Origin of the sequence: Nostoc sp. 'Lobaria pulmonaria (5183) cyanobiont', assembly GCF_002949795.1 — a bacterium.
GTDB lineage: Bacteria > Cyanobacteriota > Cyanobacteriia > Cyanobacteriales > Nostocaceae > Nostoc.
On the sequence record NZ_CP026692.1, the window covers coordinates 6,605,383 to 6,623,016 of the forward strand.

14 protein-coding genes are annotated in these 17,634 nt (G+C 43.0%); 5 read left to right on the forward strand and 9 right to left on the reverse strand.

Annotated elements, in window-relative coordinates; genetic code table 11:
* Nucleotides 1–393: 393 nt before the first annotated feature.
* The 8 genes from NLP_RS29335 to surE all read right to left on the reverse strand — a co-directional run bounded on the left by NLP_RS29335 (nt 394) and on the right by surE (nt 10,819).
* Entirely contained in the window at nt 394–1,077 is a 684-nt protein-coding gene (locus tag NLP_RS29335) for a class I SAM-dependent methyltransferase (RefSeq protein ID WP_104909397.1), read from the reverse strand.
* A gap of 382 nt (nt 1,078–1,459) precedes the next feature.
* Nucleotides 1,460–1,918 (reverse strand): aspartyl protease family protein, encoded by a 459-nt coding sequence (locus NLP_RS29345; RefSeq protein ID WP_104910091.1) that lies wholly within the window; start codon nt 1,916–1,918, stop codon nt 1,460–1,462.
* 104 nt (nt 1,919–2,022) lie between these two features.
* On the reverse strand, nt 2,023–4,815 hold the full coding sequence (secA, locus tag NLP_RS29350; RefSeq protein ID WP_104909398.1) for a preprotein translocase subunit SecA: 2,793 nt from the start codon (nt 4,813–4,815) through the stop codon (nt 2,023–2,025).
* A 283-nt stretch (nt 4,816–5,098) separates the two neighbouring features.
* Nucleotides 5,099–5,701: a cytochrome C gene (locus NLP_RS29355; RefSeq protein ID WP_104909399.1), complete on the reverse strand. Its 603-nt coding sequence runs from the start codon at nt 5,699–5,701 to the stop codon at nt 5,099–5,101.
* A 528-nt stretch (nt 5,702–6,229) separates the two neighbouring features.
* Entirely contained in the window at nt 6,230–7,138 is a 909-nt protein-coding gene (locus NLP_RS29365; RefSeq protein ID WP_104909400.1) for an AAA family ATPase, read from the reverse strand.
* A 123-nt stretch (nt 7,139–7,261) separates the two neighbouring features.
* Nucleotides 7,262–8,326 carry a bifunctional riboflavin kinase/FAD synthetase gene (locus tag NLP_RS29370; RefSeq protein WP_104909401.1) on the reverse strand — a complete coding sequence of 355 codons (1,065 nt, stop codon included), beginning with the start codon at nt 8,324–8,326 and terminating at the stop codon, nt 7,262–7,264.
* A gap of 513 nt (nt 8,327–8,839) precedes the next feature.
* On the reverse strand, nt 8,840–9,736 hold the full coding sequence (locus NLP_RS29375) for an MBL fold metallo-hydrolase (RefSeq protein WP_104909402.1): 897 nt from the start codon (nt 9,734–9,736) through the stop codon (nt 8,840–8,842).
* Between the two features lie 276 nt (nt 9,737–10,012).
* Nucleotides 10,013–10,819, reverse strand: a complete 807-nt coding sequence (gene surE / locus NLP_RS29380; protein ID WP_104909403.1) for a 5'/3'-nucleotidase SurE — start codon at nt 10,817–10,819, stop codon at nt 10,013–10,015.
* Nucleotides 10,820–11,162: 343 nt separating this feature from the next.
* On the opposite strand from surE, the gene pheS reads away from it, so the two are divergent.
* From pheS to NLP_RS29405, 5 genes are all read left to right on the forward strand, one after another.
* Nucleotides 11,163–12,155, forward strand: a complete 993-nt coding sequence (gene pheS / locus NLP_RS29385; protein ID WP_104909404.1) for a phenylalanine--tRNA ligase subunit alpha — start codon at nt 11,163–11,165, stop codon at nt 12,153–12,155.
* A 169-nt stretch (nt 12,156–12,324) separates the two neighbouring features.
* Complete coding sequence (locus NLP_RS29390) at nt 12,325–12,900, forward strand: Uma2 family endonuclease (RefSeq protein ID WP_104909405.1); 576 nt, start codon at nt 12,325–12,327, stop codon at nt 12,898–12,900.
* Between the two features lie 214 nt (nt 12,901–13,114).
* The gene (locus NLP_RS29395) at nt 13,115–14,668 is read left to right on the forward strand and encodes an RNA-directed DNA polymerase (protein WP_104909406.1); all 1,554 of its coding nucleotides are present in this window, start codon (nt 13,115–13,117) and stop codon (nt 14,666–14,668) included.
* Nucleotides 14,669–14,833: 165 nt separating this feature from the next.
* A complete protein-coding gene (locus NLP_RS29400; protein ID WP_104909407.1) occupies nt 14,834–15,127 on the forward strand; it encodes a DUF433 domain-containing protein in 294 nt (97 codons plus the stop codon).
* On the forward strand, nt 15,124–15,468 hold the full coding sequence (locus tag NLP_RS29405; protein ID WP_104909408.1) for a DUF5615 family PIN-like protein: 345 nt from the start codon (nt 15,124–15,126) through the stop codon (nt 15,466–15,468). The genes NLP_RS29400 and NLP_RS29405 overlap by 4 nt, the downstream gene beginning before the upstream one ends.
* 63 nt (nt 15,469–15,531) lie before the next feature.
* Here NLP_RS29405 and NLP_RS29410 read toward each other — a convergent pair whose 3' ends face one another.
* Nucleotides 15,532–17,418, reverse strand: a complete 1,887-nt coding sequence (locus tag NLP_RS29410) for a S9 family peptidase (protein ID WP_104909409.1) — start codon at nt 17,416–17,418, stop codon at nt 15,532–15,534.
* Nucleotides 17,419–17,634 lie beyond the last annotated feature (216 nt).

The window sequence follows — 17,634 nt, forward strand, 5'->3', positions numbered from 1 at the left end:
AGTAAGTGGTTGTAAATAATTAAAAGTTTTTAATAAGTGGATACAGGCATTACTACAAGCCAATTTAATTAACTTAAAATTGCGTAATATAGTTTGATTTATTCTTGCCCAATTACTGATATTAGGTGAAACACTTTCCTTTATTTTTGACCTATCGCCTGTATGGATCAGGGAGATTTTAATCACAAGTGATTAGCCAGACTTGATATAACGTAGTGGCGTGGCAAGCCTAAAGGCTTGTAGTAGCGCTTTAGCCCCAAAAAACCATAAATCTAATGCACAAATTTAGCCTTGCCACGCTAGTAGGGTGTGTTACGGCTTTCGCAGGGCATCATTTCAGGTTTTCGGTGCGTTACAAAAACATCTTCTAATTATTTGTGCCTACTTACTTAGTTAAATAGTCGGTCGAGAACCACCAAAAACAGCAAAGCTAAAATTTTTGTACCAGCAATCCACATTTTGAAACCCAGCCGCTTCTAGCCAGTGAAGTTGAATATCAAGGGTTGCCATGCGATCGTATTCCATGCGTTTTTGTGCAGCTTTGAGATCCTCTTCTGAGATATTCTTAGCGCGGACAGAATTTAGCCAGTGTTGACGGTAAAGTTGTTCTAAATCAGGGGTTTTGCCGAGAACTTGATCGGCGTTGATAAATATCCCTCCAGGATTGAGAACATCATAAATCCGTTGATAAAGAAGTTCTTTGTCAACATTTGACAGATGATGAATCGATAAGGCAGAGATTATCAGGTTATAAGAACCACCTAAATCAGTCTCAATGTAGTCACCAATTAAGATTTTGGGAGATTTACCCATTTGGCTAAATCTCAACTTAGCTTTTTCTAACATCTCAGGGGCTAAGTCCAGCAAAGTGAACTCTGCATTAGGGAAGACGGACTGAACCATACCTGAGTAAAGTCCAGTACCAGCACCCAAATCTAGAACCTTTATCGGTGCAGTGCAATCGCCTGGGATGATTTCAACGGCTGTTTTGTAAAAGTCATCAAAACAGGGAATTAGAATACGACGTAAGTTATCGTAATCTCCTGCGGCAGAATTAAAAGCTTCCTGAATATTCATTTTTTAATTTTTAATAAAGTTAGAACTTTCTTTTTTAAGAATTTAATTAAAGTTGGTTCCATATACTCATATTCATTTGGTATATCTAAACAGATAATTCTTTTATCTTTAAGCAAGGTCTGAAAATTTTTCGATATAGGCTAGCTTGTCTCTGGTTGCCTAGTTATTAAAGTAAAATAGCTTATTCTGCGATCGCCTCACAAACAACTCCCAAACTACGCCAAGTATAAGCCAATACAGTTTAGTTAAGCATTTCTTTCTTCTCTTTGTGTCATTCTCTACAAGACGCTATGCAAATGCGTCCTTTGCAGTTCGTTCAAAAAATTGACATTTAGAAAGAGTTTGAGTCTTAACTGAACCGTATTGAACTATAAGCGATCGCTTACAATACACTCAGATAAGTTTGCTCAGAATTCATCGGCAAAATCCGCAACTTCCGATTTTTAAGGTCTGGTTCTAACCCTAAAAATTCCATTGGTGTTACACCCAAAAGGGCATAAGGTACTTCTGTGAGTTCCAGACAATCAAAGGTTCCTTGACGCTCTGCAATACTAAGCTCAACATCTCGAAAAATTCGCCCCTGCTTCACTTCAGCAGCAGTCTCTACCTGGGCTGCTCCACCTTGGACTAAACCTAGTTGACTAATAATGCTAGCAGGTAAACACAGCAAAGTTGCGCCCGTATCAACTAAAAGATCATCCAGAGTATAAGAGCGAACTTCCCCCGAAGAAATAAAGCCTCGTTGAGCCAAAACTTGATCAATTCGATTGGTAACAGTCAGGGTAACTATTATTTGCCCCATTTGCTTACCCTGAAGATTTGGTAGTACCAGCTTACCCATTTCAGCGAACTCCTGAAAACAAAATACTTTTGAGAGGTACTTTAAAACACAAAGACGCAAAAACGCCTCTGCGCCTCTGCGTCTCTGCATGGGATATTCTTTACCTACACCATCTCTGATTCTGCCTGCATCATCTGCTGAGGCTGCGGCTGGAACATGAACAACGAATACACCACATCTCGACGGATGTTGACCATCATATCCAAGAAGAGTTCGTAACCCTCGCTCTTATACTCAATCAGTGGATCTTTTTGACCGTAACCACGTAATCCCACTGATTCGCGCAAGGCATCCATTTGTTGCAGGTGTTCCCGCCACAGGGTATCAATGCGTTGCAAAATAAAGAAACGTTCAGCTTGGCGCATCAGTCCGGGTTGAACTTGGTCAATCTGCGCTTCTTTGAGGTCGTAAGCAATTCGCACCTGTTCATGAAGGAAGGCTTTAATCTCAGCGACTGTCATATCTTCTAATTGATTTGGCTGCAAATCTGCTAGCAGATAGACGAATTCTTTGACTTTCTCAACCAACTTTTCTAACTCCCACTCTTCGGAGGGCAAATCTACGTTGATGTAGAAGTCAACGATGTCATCCATCGTTTTTTCAGCATACTTAATCACCTGTTCTTTCAAGTCTTGACCTTCTAGCACTCGGCGGCGTTCAGCATAAATAGCACGACGTTGATTATTCATCACCTCATCATACTCAAACACCTGCTTCCGAATGTCGTAATAGTAGGTTTCAACTTTTTTCTGTGCGCCTTCCAAACTGCGGGTAAGCATCCCAGATTCGATGGGCATATCTTCTTCTACTTGGAAGGCATTCATTAACCCAGCAACGCGATCGCCACCAAAAATCCGCAGTAGGTTATCCTCTAAACTGAGAAAGAATCTTGTGGTTCCAGGGTCGCCTTGTCTTCCTGCACGTCCGCGCAACTGGTTATCAATTCGCCGCGATTCGTGGCGTTCTGTACCAATGACGTGCAAACCGCCAATTTCTACTACCTCATTGTGTTCGCGGGTAGTAAATTGTTCATACTCTTGCTTAACACGGTTGTATGCTTCCCGCAATTTCTGAATCACAGGGTCATCGATGGGAGCTTTTTCTGCTGCCACAGCTACCTTGTCTTCAGCTTCCAGTTCCGGTAAACTGCGATCGCCATACTCACGCACTGCAATTTCTACTGCATCTTTGAGTAGTTTTTCGGTTTCTTTTGTCAACTGGGTCGGGAAAATTTCTGGCGAAGCCCGCCAAGTTTTGACTTTCTTACCAGGGACAAAGCCTTGACCACCACCATGTCCTGTAGGTAATCCGGCTGGTCTTTGCACGCCAAACGCATCTTCATCTTCTGGCATGACGATCCGGGGCATAAAGTATTCCCGCAGTTTCAGACGTGCCATATATTCGGAGTTACCACCCAGAATGATGTCTGTACCTCTACCAGCCATGTTAGTAGCAATCGTTACAGCACCTTTGCGTCCGGCTTGGGCGACAATTTCCGCCTCACGTTCGACGTTTTCCGGTCGGGCGTTGAGTAATTCGTGGGGAATCTCCAACTGCTTCAGTAGCCGACTGAGAAGTTCAGATTTTTCTACACTAGTGGTTCCCACTAATACAGGTCTGCCAAGTTCGTGCATTTCGGCACATTCTTTAGCGATCGCACCCCACTTGCCTGGTTCTGTCTTGAACACCATATCAGACAAATCTTCGCGTCTGCGATCGCGGTTGGTGGGAATTACCGCAACTTCCAATTTGTAAATTTTTTCAAATTCAGGTTCTTCCGTTTTTGCCGTTCCGGTCATTCCACCCAGTTTTGGATACAGCAAAAATAGATTTTGATAAGTAATTGTCGCTAGAGTTTGAGTTTCTGGCTGAATATCTACGTGTTCTTTGGCTTCAATCGCCTGGTGAAGTCCATCGCTCCAACGCCGTCCGGGTAGTACCCGTCCAGTAAATTCATCCACAATTACCACTTCCCCATTGCGGACGATGTAATTTACATCTTTGAGGAAAAGTTCTTTGGCTTTAATTGCATTGAAAATGAAGTGCGCCCAAGGATCTTCTGGATCAAATAAATCTGTGACTCCCAAAAGATTTTCTGATTCCGCAAACCCTTCATCTGTCAAAAGCACGTTACGAGCTTTTTCATCCACATCGTAATGCTCGTCTTTTTTGAGTGTGAATGCTATTTCAGCGGCTTGCAGATATTTTTCTGTCGGTCTTTCCACCTGCCCGGAAATAATTAGCGGTGTCCGCGCCTCATCAATTAAAATCGAGTCTACCTCGTCAATCACGCAATAATTGAACGGGCGTTGCACCACATCTGCCATTGATGTCGCCATGTTATCCCGCAAGTAGTCAAACCCTACTTCGCTGTTGGTGACATAAGTAATATCGCACTCGTAATTTTTCTGGCGTTCGCTAGGAGTCATGCTTGACTGAATTAGCCCCACACTCAACCCCAAGAACCGATGCACCTGTCCCATCCATTCCGCATCCCGACGAGCTAGGTAATCGTTGACGGTAACGACGTGTACACCTTTACCAGTAAGGGCATTTAAGTAACTCGGCAAGGTAGCAACTAGTGTTTTACCTTCGCCGGTTTTCATTTCGGCAATTTGTCCTACATGTAAAATGATACCGCCAAGGAGTTGGACATCAAAGTGCCGCAAGCCTAAGACTCGCCGTCCTGCTTCCCGAATAACGGCGTAAGCTTCTGGCAATATGTCATTTAGGGTTTCGCCTTTAGCGATCCGTTGTTTAAATTCGACGGTTTTACCTTTTAACTCATCATCGGAAAGAACCTTAATTTCTTCCTCTAAAAGGTTAATTTCAGTAACAGAAGGTTGGTATTTTTTAAGCTTACGAGCGTTGGGGTCGCCCAACAAAAGTTTTAGCATGGCAGGTTATAGAACTGAATCAAAGGGGATGGAAATTAAAGGGTAGGCATTGATTATAAACATTTAACCCAGCCCAAACGTCTTGGTTGTGGATGGGTGTGAAATGAGAATTACCTCAAAAGCAGGATAAAAACTAGCCAATCATTTAATAAACTGATTGGTTTTAACTCTTATCTTATATTTACTCTTTCTTCATAGTATCATTTTGCCCCCAGATGGGGCCAGGATGCAGGAGGAGGGGAGCAGAGGGGAACTTTCTCACAGGATCTTTCCCCTCTGCTCTCTATCTCCTCTGCCCCTCTGCCTCTGGTGATGTCAGGCGGCGGAAATTGTAATCATTAGCACTGGAATGACAGCTGACACAGCTGCCAACTTGTACGGGACGTGGTAACTCAACTCCTGGATGCAAAGCTTTGAAATAACGCGAGTTATTGACGCGATATGGTGTTTCTTCGTCATCTAGCTGCACACGGGAGAAAGTCGAAAGATATTTCCACACCAAGATGCGTGGCGGATCGATTAAAGGCTGGAGTTGTGTGCCGTAGTGCTGCGAGTCTTGCAGGATATTTTTCCAAGTTTGGGTAGGTAAAACGGCTGGTGGTATGGCAATGTGACATCTGGAGCAGTTTTCTAAATAGAGTTCTTGCCCCAGTTGGTATTGTGCGGGTACTACGTCAACAGTGCCAATTTCAGCGGGAGGAGTCGCACTTTGGGCGTTAGTTGCCAAGGCTAGAAGCCAGCCCATAGCTAAACTCCACGTTACAATTACCAGAAGTAAACCGAAAAATTGGCGTTTGAATTCACGTTCGGCGCTTGGCTGTAGTGCTTGGCGTTGGCGTAGCCCGCCATAGGCATCGCGGATTTTGCGCTTAACAAAAATTGACATTCCTCACATTCCCAGATATTTCAAAGTGGCGCTTGTGCTAATCATAAGACTTACGCAGTATTGGCAGTGTTTTATAATTTTGCGTAAGTAGTTTTGGCAAGCAACACATCTTTCATATCCACAACAGTAATATAAATATTTATTCAGCGCACCACTGACTCTATAAGGAAAAATGTTCTAGTAGTTTTAACCTGACTCACTATAAAAATCAGCCACAATATATCGGATTTCATTTACACCAATATCTTCTCGGTCAGATTTGGAAGAAATCGTTAGTAGCAAAATACTTGTAAGTGACTCAACTTGATAAATCAATCGGTATCCAGCACTCTTACTTTTTTGGATAATACTGTTACTTTCAGCTGGTAAATAATATACGCTTCACCAATGACCGCGTACGAGTCAAGTCTGACTCTACTGACGCAGAATAAACCGGAGGAAAAGCGCAAAAAAATATTTTCCCCAGCAAGAAATGCAGTTACCGCCACCTCGGATAGCTGTTTTTTAGATCATTGAAGTCACTTTGTATTAAGGAATAGAAACCGATCGCAATAATCGCTCAACAACAGTCCTTGAATTGCGTCCTCCTCTAGGAATAAGGCGATGGCAAAGAACATGAGGGACAAGAAATTTCACATCATCGGGAATAGCATAATCACGCCCTAATAAAAAAGCTAGCGCTTGGGCAGCCCGTTGTAATGCTAATGTGCCACGCGGACTGACACCAAGAGCGATTTCCTCATCTTGGCGTGTTGCCCGCACCAATTCCAGGATGTACTGTTGCAAGGAGGTTGCCACTTTTACTTGAGAGCAGAGGTAACGCAATTCCTGTACTTCTGCCAAGGTAATACAAGGCTGCAAATTAGCAACTTTTACACCATTTTGGAGATTTTGCAGCATCAAGAGTTCTTCTGCCTCAGAAGGATAGCCCAAACTTAGCGATAACATAAACCGATCCATTTGCGCTTCTGGTAGGGGAAAAGTACCTTGATACTCGATAGGGTTTTGAGTGGCAATGACAAAAAAGGGCTGAGGAACTGCACGAGAGACACCATCGACTGTTACCTGATGTTCCTCCATAACTTCCAGTAAAGCTGACTGAGTGCGGGGTGTAGCGCGGTTGATTTCGTCAGCCAATAGCACATTGGTAAAGACTGGCCCAGGCAGAAAAGTAAATTCGCCGCTTTTTGGATTCCAAATGTTAGTACCAGTAATGTCAGTTGGCAGTAAATCGGGAGTGCATTGTAGCCGTTGAAACTTGCCATCCAGTGAACGAGCTAAGGATTTAGCGAGCAGAGTTTTACCAACACCAGGAACATCTTCTAAAAGAGCATGACCACCACCTAACAAGGCGACTAGCACTAAGCGTATTGCTTCAGCTTTGCCAACGATGGTAAGAGCCAGATTTTGTGTTAAAGCGTCGATTTTTTCTCTCATGCGTTGTGGGGAGTGGGGAGTGGGGAAGCAGGGGAGCAGGGGAGCAAAGGAGAAGTTGCAGTAAGTTTATCCCCTTTGCACCTCTGCCTCTTCCCATGCCCAATGCCCTATCTATTGTTCCCACTAAGCACTCAAAACTTCTCTAGCAACAACGCAGTCAAGTTGAATTTGTGTTTTCAGGGCTTCGATAGAAGGAAATTTTTGTTCGGAGCGCAAAAATTTAACTAGCTGCACAACCAGTTTTTTGCCATACAAATCACCTGACCAATTGAATAAATGTACTTCCGCAGATGAATAAGTGCCGTTTACAGTTGGACGATTACCGATATTCATGACGCCCAAGTTCTCACTAGGAGCGGTATCTGATATTTCATCGAGAGTGAAAACGCGGACAGCGTAAACTCCTTGGCGGGGCACAAACTTTTCTTTTGGTAGTTGGAGGTTAGCAGTGGGAAAGCCAATTGTTCTGCCCAATTGTTGACCTTGAACGACATCACCAAGGAGGGTGTAGGGGCGTCCTAATAATAGATTTGCGTTTTCGATGTCTCCCTGCTCAAGGGTTTGGCGGATCAATGAAGTGCTAATGCGGGCATCTTGAGTCGGAGTAGTACTGACACAATTGGTTTGGGTGGACGAATCACCTGTATAAGTTTGTAAGGGAACGATGGTAACGGGAATATTGTGCTTGGCGGCGAGTAATTGCAAATCTTGAGCAGTACCACTGCGCTTTTCGCCAAAACAAAAATCCTGCCCGATGCTAATTCGTTGGCATCGCAGTTGTTGCACGAGAATTTTTTCGACAAATTCTTCGGGGGTCAACGCAGACAATTCTTTGTCAAAGGGTAGTAGTACCAATTGCTCTACCCCAAGCGATCGCAATTGTTGGACTTTTTCATCCAGTGGCGTTAACAAAGTCCGGGGTTGCCCCGTAAAGAACTCCTGTGGATGGGGGTCAAAGGTGACAACTGTTGAGTAGGTATATTCTGGATTTGTCAGTTGATTTTCCTTTGACTGCGGACTACTAGCTACTGACAAATGACCACCAGCGTGCAAGACTGGTTGAATTACCCTTTGATGCCCAAGATGAACACCATCAAACTTACCAAGGGCAACAGCAGTCGGCGTTAGTAGCCCTTCGCTTGAAAAAGCAACCCGCACAGAACACCCATTTTTAGACAAATTTAGCACGTGGATTCTGAGATTTTAGGTTTATTTTAGCTATCAGCAGGAAGTTACCCTATGGTAAACCGCCTTAAGCAGGACATTCACCAACTGCCCATGAGGTCTTGTGCTATCAGCCAGGGTGTTGGGTGTTGATGCCACCCCTTTTAGCTATCAGCCAAAAGCCTAACCCAAGGGAAGTCGCCCAAGATGGTTTCTTGTGCCATCAGCTTGAGAGCTAATTGCTAAGTCCAGATAACCCCAAATACCAGAGCTAAAAAGGCTCTAGTTCTTTGTTGAGACTTCAACGAGGTTTTAGTGCGATCGTCAGCCGCAATCTTAGGGTGTCAGTGGGTGTCTGGGCTGTGTTGGTGAATCTATAAAGTTTGTCCTTCTTGTTGTCGCCTCAATGCTGTGGTCGGCGCTTTGACAACTCTGGGCAGCGCTGTCTCACCGTACAACCTAACAGGGACGCTCTGGTGCTGAAAGCCTCTGATCACCAATCTAATCTAAAATCTCCAATTCCTCCGATCGCAATCTTTAGGTAGAAAACTTGCTAACAGGAAAAGATTCTGATAAGACAGCTGAGGTCGGAACCTGAAGTACCAATCCTTCCCGTGCCATAATAGCACCAGGAAATTTTTCAGCGGCTTCTTTACCTACACGATCCAAAAAGTCGTCATCGTGCGCCGGATCGTGGTGGTAAATCACCAGAGTTTTGACGTTAGCAGCTTGTGCTACTTTTACCGCTTCTTGCCAGGTAGAATGCCCCCAGCCAATTTTCGGGGATTTTGGCGAGTGGTATTCCTCGTCTGTGTAGGTAGAATCGTAAACCAGAATGTCAGCATTACGAGCTAGCCATAACACATTGTCATCGAGTCGATCGGGAAAATGTTCGGTATCAGTGATGTAAGTAGCAGCACCACCACGCCAGTTGACGCGGTATCCTATAGCTTCACCTGGATGGTTTAAAGGTGCTGTTTCTACAGTAACTTCATCAATGTGGATTGGTTGCCCCGATCGAATATCGTAGAAATTTAAATTGGCTTGCATAATTTGCAAGGGTACGGGAAAGTTCGGGTGCAACATTTGATCGTTGAGGCGCTGTTCTATGGTAGAACCATCAGGTGCGATCGCGCCGTAAATATGAAAGTTATTCCCCTTTACAAACCCTGGTGTAAAGAAGGGAAAACCTTGCATGTGATCCCAGTGAGAGTGAGTAAAAAATATATGAGCTTCTAATGGCATTTGGCGCAACAAAGATTGCCCCAAAACATGTAGTCCCGTGCCAGCATCGAAAACTAAGCGTTTATCGCCCGCTTGCATTGATATGCAAGGGGTATTACCGCCGTAACGAACAGTGTGTGGCCCTGGGCTGGGGATGCTGCCACGAACGCCCCAAAATTGTACGGTAAATTGATTCTCTATCCTAGACATGGGTGTTGCTTGCTGGACTGAGCGGGCGATAAATGAAAGAATTGTTACTTCTTTTGTCGAAGTTTATGCTGTCTCACCGATTTTGCTAGAGGGAAGATTTCTTGGTAAAACAGCATATCCTGTTTCTGGCTGATTGTGTAAATGTGAATGAAATAGTCAGTTAGAATTTCCCAGGTTTTAGAGTGAATGTGTATCGGTTATTTCAAGATTGCCCCTACGTTATAGCCTACATTTTTCCGTGATGCATTTGAATAACCCCATTTTTGTCCTGATAAACTAAATGATTCCAGGAAAATTGAATTCCCACTCCGATAATTTTTCTAATCCAGTTGCGTAAGTAAGATTGTATTGTAACGGAGTAATACTGATGTAGTTTTTACGTACAACTTCCACATCTGTAGGTACATTTTGAGGCAGATTTAATCCGCTTGGGGGTTCCACATCCTCAATTACCTCTCCGGTTAACCAGTAGTACGTTTTTCCACGAGGATCGACTCGTTTATTAAACACATCAATGTAATGCCGCGTTCCTTGACGAGTGAGAGTAACTCCGGCAATTTCTTCCCATTTGACCGCAGGAATGTTGACGTTGAGCAACATTAAATCTGGCAGAGGTTTTTGGGCTAACTGGTCTACGAGAACTGTGGCAAACTTAGCAGCAGGTTGAAAGTCTTTAGATGTGTGACTCATAAGACTCAGTGCTATGCTGGGAATGCCTTCAATTAGACCTTCCATTGCCGCAGAAACAGTGCCAGAATACAGAATTTCAGTTCCCAAATTTGCACCTTGATTAATACCAGAGAGAACTAAATCTGGGGGAGTTTCCAATAAAGCCCACAGCGCCAATTTGACGCAATCTGAAGGCGTACCATCACAAGCCCAAGCTTTGACAGCAGGATGAAAAATCTCTTCGACAATCTCGGCGCGAATCGGTTGGTGTAAAGTTAACCCGTGTCCAGTTGCCGATCGCTCTCGATCTGGGCAAACTACACTCACATCATGACCAGCCTCTGCCAAATAGTTGGCTAGGGTACGAATCCCCAAAGCAGAAATGCCATCATCGTTGCTAATTAGTAATTTCATAGTCATTAGTCATTGGTCATTAGTTATTAGTTATTTGTTATTAGCCATTTGTCAATGTCTGAGGTCACAAGCAGCAAAAAAACATTTATACTCACTAGACAGTGTGGCGGAATTTTGCTTACCTTTAAGACAAGCTGCTCAATCCCCAAGTCTGGTGAAGTGAGATGTTAGCTGGATTTACGCGCCCGCTCTACTAGCCCAATCATCTCTAACTGATAAACAGAGGTTTGGTTTCAACCCTCACCTTTAGCTGATGTTAATGGTATGACTGTAAGTTTATTTATCAACCAGTTCACAGCTTTTGACTATAGACTAATGACTAATGACCAATGACTAATAACTAATGACTAGCAATTTAGAAGCTCAACTTTTAGCACTGCGGCAGTCAGGAGAAAAAGCGATCGCAGCCGCCAACACCTTAGAACGTCTGGAGGAACTCAGAGTTAACTATCTGGGTAAAAAAGGGGAACTGGGGGCGCTGTTGCGAAGTATGGGGCAGATGAGTGCAGAGGAACGACCGAAAATTGGAGCGATCGCCAATACAGTCAAAGAATCCCTGCAAACTAGTCTAGACCAGCAACGTGCTGCCTTAGAATCCGCGCAAATTCAAGCTTTGCTAGAGGCTGAAACTCTGGATGTAACTATGCCGGGAATTTACAGCCCTCAAGGTCGCATTCATCCCCTCAATGGCATTATTGACCGGGCATTGGATATCTTTGTTGGTATGGGCTACACCGTGGCTGAAGGGCCAGAGATGGAAACAGATTACTATAATTTCGAGGCTCTCAATACCCCGCCTGACCACCCCGCCCGTGATATGCAGGATACCTTCTATCTGCCAGATGGGAATCTTTTACGGACTCATACTTCGTCAGTACAAATTCGTTACATGGAAAGAGAAGAACCACCGATTCGAGTTGTGGCTCCAGGGCGAGTTTATCGACGAGATAATGTAGACGCGACTCACTCAGCAGTTTTCCATCAAATAGAACTTTTAGCCATTGACGAGGGACTAACTTTTACAGACCTCAAGGGCACTATTAAAGTATTTTTACAAGCAATATTTGGCGATTTACCAATTCGCTTCCGCGCCAGTTATTTCCCCTTTACCGAACCCTCGGCTGAGGTAGATTTGCAGTGGAATGGTCGCTGGCTGGAGGTGATGGGCTGCGGTATGGTCGATCCAAATGTACTTAAGTCTGTGGGTTATGACCCAGAAGTTTATACAGGGTTTGCTGCCGGTTTTGGTGTAGAACGCTTTGCAATGGTGTTACACCAAATCGATGATATTCGCCGCTTGTATGCTAGCGATTTGCGGTTTTTGCAGCAATTTTAGGGAAGCGATCGCTATTCATGAATCAGGCGTTTACTAAATCTATTGCAAAAGTCAATTGGATGAAAATATAACCACAGATAAATATCCATGAATTATCTGTGGTTTTAAATAATAGACTAAGATTGATGAATTTGGTAAACTATCATTACGTAACTTTTGTTGACGTGATATGACTGCAATCACTGGCAAACATCTAAGGCTTGAGGAATATTTGAAGTATGACGATGGCACGGATAGCCAGTATGAACTGGTGGCAGGTGAGTTAGTTGCCATGCCACCCGAAAGCCCAAAAAATGTTCAGATATCTCTTTTTTTGCTGGTAAATTTCCTCAAGTTCGTCCCGTTCAATCGGTTGAGTAACAAAGCTGAAATTGTTGTTGCTGGTTCTCGTGCGACAACTCGCATTCCTGACTTAGTTGTGCTGACGGATGACCTTGCAACAGCCTTAGAAGGTGCAACGCGATCCACAATCACTGTGGATATGCCACCTCCAGCATTAGTTGTCGAAGTTGTTTCTCCTGGCAAAGCTAACGAAGATCGGGACTATCGCTACAAACGTTCCGAGTATGCCGCTAGGGGAATTGCTGAATATTGGATTGTTGATCCACAAATGAACAGAGTCACCGTACTGATATTAGTTGACGGGTTTTATGAAGAAACCAGATTTGCAGGAAATACTGCGATCGCATCTACTATTTTCCCAGAGTTACAGCTAACAGCAGAGCAAGTACTAAATGCTGGATAAAGCAATGCGGTTAAAAGGCAGACAGACGAAATGATTTTAGAGGTGCGATCGCTCAGTTTTCTTGCGTAGTTGCAGCTGAAAGAGCTTCTTTAACGTACAAAAGCCTTTCTTGAGTATAGTTACTCCATTCTATTAACTGCAATTACGATTGCTTTCGTCTCGATTTCAGGGCAACATATCTTATAGTAAATCCTGTAATCCTAAGATACTAAAGATGAATAGAAGAGATTTAATAGCTAGAGGATATCTCCCAAAAGAACTACCTCCTCCTTTTAATACAATTTCCCTTGCTGACTTTGCTACTTGTAGTAAAATATCGTTTCCACGTTACCCTAAGAAAACTGCAAAAATTTATAGTCATAATCATATTAGATATAACTCATTAAGAAGAAATTTAGGTATTCCAAATCCAGTATTTTTCTTAGAAATTTCTGATTTGTTAGATAGTAATTGGTCTACAATTAATCAAATAACAAAACGTTCCAATTTTTCCAAAAGTAAGCCTACTTATACCCCCCTTCCACAGCGGGAACGTTCTATTTCACCTGTACTTGATTTCTACTTAATTCCTGTTGAAAGAGCTAAAAATAGAATAGCAGGAAGATATATATTACATACAGACATTTCTCGATTTTATCAATCTATTTACACTCATAGTATTCCTTGGGCAATACATGGGAAATCATTGGCTAAACAACAGAGAAATGACATGACTCTTCTGGGAAATAATCTTGATAAAATTTTGAGAAATAGTCAAGATGGTCAAACGCTAGGTATTCCTATTGGGCCAGATACTTCATTAGTCATTGCCGAACTGATACTTTGTACAACAGATATAGAACTAGAAAAGCGATTAAAAAGCACTTGTAGTTATCCATTTAAAGGCTTCCGTTATAGTGATGATTATGAGTTTGTATTTCAAAATATTTCAGATGCTGAATCAGCTTTAAGCCAAATTCAACAGGTACTTTCCGAGTTTGAATTGACTATCAACTCTGAGAAAACCAAAATTATTGAGTTACCGTGTTCTTTGGATTCAATATGGGTTTTAGAACTATCTGACTATAAATTTAGCGAAAGTAGGCTTACACAAATGCAAGATATTATTCGTTATTTTGATAAAGCATTTCAACTTATAAATGAATTTCCTGGGGAACCAGTACTTAAATATGCAGTTGCACGAATTAGTAATATTAACAATCTTGACATAGAGAATTGGCCTCTTCTTGAAAGCCTTCTCTTACAGTCAATTACTATTGAACCTAGTACTTTACGTGATTCTCTTTCAATAATTCAAGAAAAGAAGGTAAACAAATATAACATTAACTTATCCTTGCTTGAAGAAGTTATTAACTTTCAAATCTACAGAAATGCAATACTTGGACATAGCAGTGAAGTAGCTTGGGCTATTTGGTCAGCAATGGTATTTGACTTATCAATTAACAAGCTAGCTACAGAGTCTATTTCTAAAATGGAAGATTCTATAGTAGCAATTTTAGCTTTAAATGCACGTAAGCAAGGACAGATTAAAGAAAGTTTAGATACAAGTACATGGGAACAATTTTTAAATGAAGATGAACTTTATGGTGAGCAATGGCTCCTTTGTTATGAAGCTAATCTACAAGGGCATTTATCTAAAGGAGTCGATTATGTATCTAAAGATCCTTGGTTTTCTCTGCTAAAGGATAATGGCATTACTTTTTATGGAAGTAAGACTCCTTTAGTTATTCCGCCAAGCTCTACTAGTGGTCCCTCTGGTAGATTCTGACTTTGACAATTTGATTTAACCTCTTAACACTAGTATTTGGCGAGAAACTCTTCTGCGATCGCATCCCTTGATCAAGCGATTTTCTAGTCTGGCAAACCAGCCTGCTGCTGACCATAACTATTGGTAAACTAAAGGCAACGCCAGTTCTGCTGAGTGATTTATTCTATGTTCGCTGAAACCTCCTCGCGCTACGTTACCCGTAACCCTGAAATTTTGAGTGGAGAGCCAATTATTATAGGTACTCGGACATCTGTTCGTGCCATTGTCGGTTTGTGGCGGTTGGGGATTATGCCAGAAGAAATCCTGAACCATTTGCCACATTTGACGCTGGCACAAGTGTTTGATGCCTTGAGTTTTTATCTCGATCATCAAACCGAAATTAATGAATACATTGAGCGAAACCGAGTACCCGATGAATTAATACACCCATCTGTAAAAGCTATATTGGGGACATCGTGACGGTTTTTGCTGCACTTTACAATGATGAGGATATGTCAGCGTTGGTTGCTAGACTGTTGCGATCGCGCGGTCTGGATATCACAACTGTTCCTGAACAAGGATCTCTCGGCAAAACTGACCGTGAGCAACTGGAATTTGCAACTTCTGTAGGCAGATGTATTCTGACACATAACCGTGTCGATTTTGAGCGGTTGCATCTTCAGTATATGGAGCAGGATAGAGAACATTTTGGGATTATCGTTGTGCCTCAGAAAAATGCTTATGAAGTCGCACAACGGATTGGGATTCTGGTAAGCACACTAACGGCTGATGAAATTAGGAATCAGTTGTTGTATGGATGAATCCTTCCAAATTAAAAATATTAAGGTGGTCAGTGAATGACACTAACCACCATGCGTGAGGCTTTATTTAACTATTCCTGAATGACCTGGGATATCTGCCAAAGGCTCAAATCTGCCACCTAAGTATTTGGCGAGAAACTCTTCTGCGATCGCAAAAAAGTGCAACCGATTTTCTGGTCTGGCAAAACCATGTCCTTCATCGCTATAAAGTGCATATTGCACTGGTAAACCAGCCTGTTGCATGGCATTGACAATTTGATCGCTTTCTGATTGTTTCACTCGCGGATCGTTTGCACCTTGACCAATGAGTAAAGGTTTTTGAATCCGGTCAACGAAGAATAAAGGCGATCGCGATTTGAGAAACTCCTCTTCTGTCTCCAAGTTGCCAATGCGATGATAAATCATTGCTTTGATCGGTTCCCAATAGGGCGGTATAGTTTGTATCAGGGTAATCAAGTTACTCGGCCCGACAATATCCACGCCAGCAGCAAAGATTTCGGGTGTAAAAGTCAACCCCGCTAAGGTGGCGTAACCTCCATAAGAACCGCCCATAATCGCAATCTTTTGCGGATCAGAAATGCCTTTTTCTACCAGCCAGTTCACGCTGTCAATCAAGTCATCGTGCATTGTGCCACCCCATTCCCGATTTCCAGCATTCAAAAATGCTTTACCATAGCCTGTGGAACCGCGAAAGTTGACTTGCAACACGGCATAACCCCGGTTAGCTAGCCATTGCGTTGTGGGAGAAAAACCCCAAGTATCCCGCGCCCAAGGGCCACCATGAACCAGCAGGACTGTTGGGAGATTCTGCGTCGGTATTCCTACAGGAGTTGTTAAGTAACTGTGGATAGTTAAACCATCCCGCGACTCGTAGGAAATCGGTTGCATTGAGGCTAACTGCAACGCTTCCAATTTGGGTTGGTTGCTAAAAAGGAAAGTGCTAGTTTTGGACTCTCGGTTATAGGCATAGTAATAAACTGGCCCATTGTCAGTTCTATAAGCTACTAACCAGGTTTTCTCTTCCAAGTCGCGGCTAATTATAGAGAATTCTCCAGGACGCACCTTGGCGATTTCCTCAAAATCTGCGACGATGCTGCGATCGATTACCTGCCATTCTTGTTTATCTTTGTAGAAAGAAACTGCTTGAATAACTCGCGTTAGTGGGTGAATAATTATCCCCACGACATCATACTGCTGATCTTCAGCAATCACAGTTTCTTGACGGGTTTCTAGGTCAACAGCTAGCAGACGTTTGGCGTTAGCATCATGATTCCCTTGAATATAAAGGGTTTTGCCATCATCTGAGAAGCTAACAGAATTCCCTTCCTCTTCTGCCCCCCAGTGGCGAAGAATTTCCCACTGTTTATCAGGTTTCTGCAACAATAAATCGTAACCACCATCGGGTGTACTAGCTGTTGCTGCACGTATTTGTAACTGGGCGTTAGATGTCCAACTGATAATGTTACCGGGGTTATCAGTGTCGAACTCAACCGCACCATTTTTGAGGTTGATACGGTAAACGTCAAACTTTTGAGGATTGTTCAAGTTCAACGCTACCAGCGCTTCATCTGGAAATTTTGGTTCTAGTTCCACAAGTTCGGCCTTCACACCCTGGAATGGCGTTAAGTCACGCACAATCTTGGAGTGAATATTAACTAAGTGGAGGTGAAAGTTCTCATCGCCATCCGAGTCCTGCATATAAATCAACTGGTCGGCGTTATAAGTCCAGAAGAAAATGCGGATACCACGCTTTTTATCAGCAGTTAGTATCTTGTCGTCTTCTTGTCCTATAGTTCGCAACCATACCTGCAAGACATTTTTCTCATCAGGGGCGATATATGCCAAGTACTTGCCATCAGGGGAGAGTTGTGGGCTAGTTTTTTCGGGATTCCCAAACAGGATTTCGCGCGGAATCAACGGTGGTAGGGAGGGCGCTTGAGCAGATGACATATTTTTATCCTCTACTTGACTACCCTATTGTCACTTGGTGGTGAAAATGACAATTCATCCTATTGGATGAACCTAGTACCGCAAGGCGGAAGTTAAAAGTCAAAAGTCAAAAGTCAAAAGTCAAAATAATTATATTCCAAGCTCTTGCGCCATTTTAAATGGTATGTTTATTTACGCCTGTACTAGCTAGAGAATATCTAGGGGAGCAGGGGAAAG

Coding starts and splice junctions, on each gene's coding strand:
- NLP_RS29395 (WP_104909406.1), top strand. CDS start 13,115: ATGAATAGAAGAGATTTAATAGCTAGAGGATATCTCCCAAAAGAACTA.
- NLP_RS29410 (WP_104909409.1), bottom strand. CDS start 17,418: ATGTCATCTGCTCAAGCGCCCTCCCTACCACCGTTGATTCCGCGCGAA.
- NLP_RS29345 (WP_104910091.1), bottom strand. CDS start 1,918: ATGGGTAAGCTGGTACTACCAAATCTTCAGGGTAAGCAAATGGGGCAA.
- NLP_RS29400 (WP_104909407.1), top strand. CDS start 14,834: ATGTTCGCTGAAACCTCCTCGCGCTACGTTACCCGTAACCCTGAAATT.
- NLP_RS29390 (WP_104909405.1), top strand. CDS start 12,325: ATGACTGCAATCACTGGCAAACATCTAAGGCTTGAGGAATATTTGAAG.
- surE (WP_104909403.1), bottom strand. CDS start 10,819: ATGAAATTACTAATTAGCAACGATGATGGCATTTCTGCTTTGGGGATT.
- NLP_RS29355 (WP_104909399.1), bottom strand. CDS start 5,701: ATGTCAATTTTTGTTAAGCGCAAAATCCGCGATGCCTATGGCGGGCTA.
- pheS (WP_104909404.1), top strand. CDS start 11,163: ATGACTAGCAATTTAGAAGCTCAACTTTTAGCACTGCGGCAGTCAGGA.
- NLP_RS29335 (WP_104909397.1), bottom strand. CDS start 1,077: ATGAATATTCAGGAAGCTTTTAATTCTGCCGCAGGAGATTACGATAAC.
- NLP_RS29375 (WP_104909402.1), bottom strand. CDS start 9,736: ATGTCTAGGATAGAGAATCAATTTACCGTACAATTTTGGGGCGTTCGT.
- NLP_RS29365 (WP_104909400.1), bottom strand. CDS start 7,138: ATGAGAGAAAAAATCGACGCTTTAACACAAAATCTGGCTCTTACCATC.
- secA (WP_104909398.1), bottom strand. CDS start 4,815: ATGCTAAAACTTTTGTTGGGCGACCCCAACGCTCGTAAGCTTAAAAAA.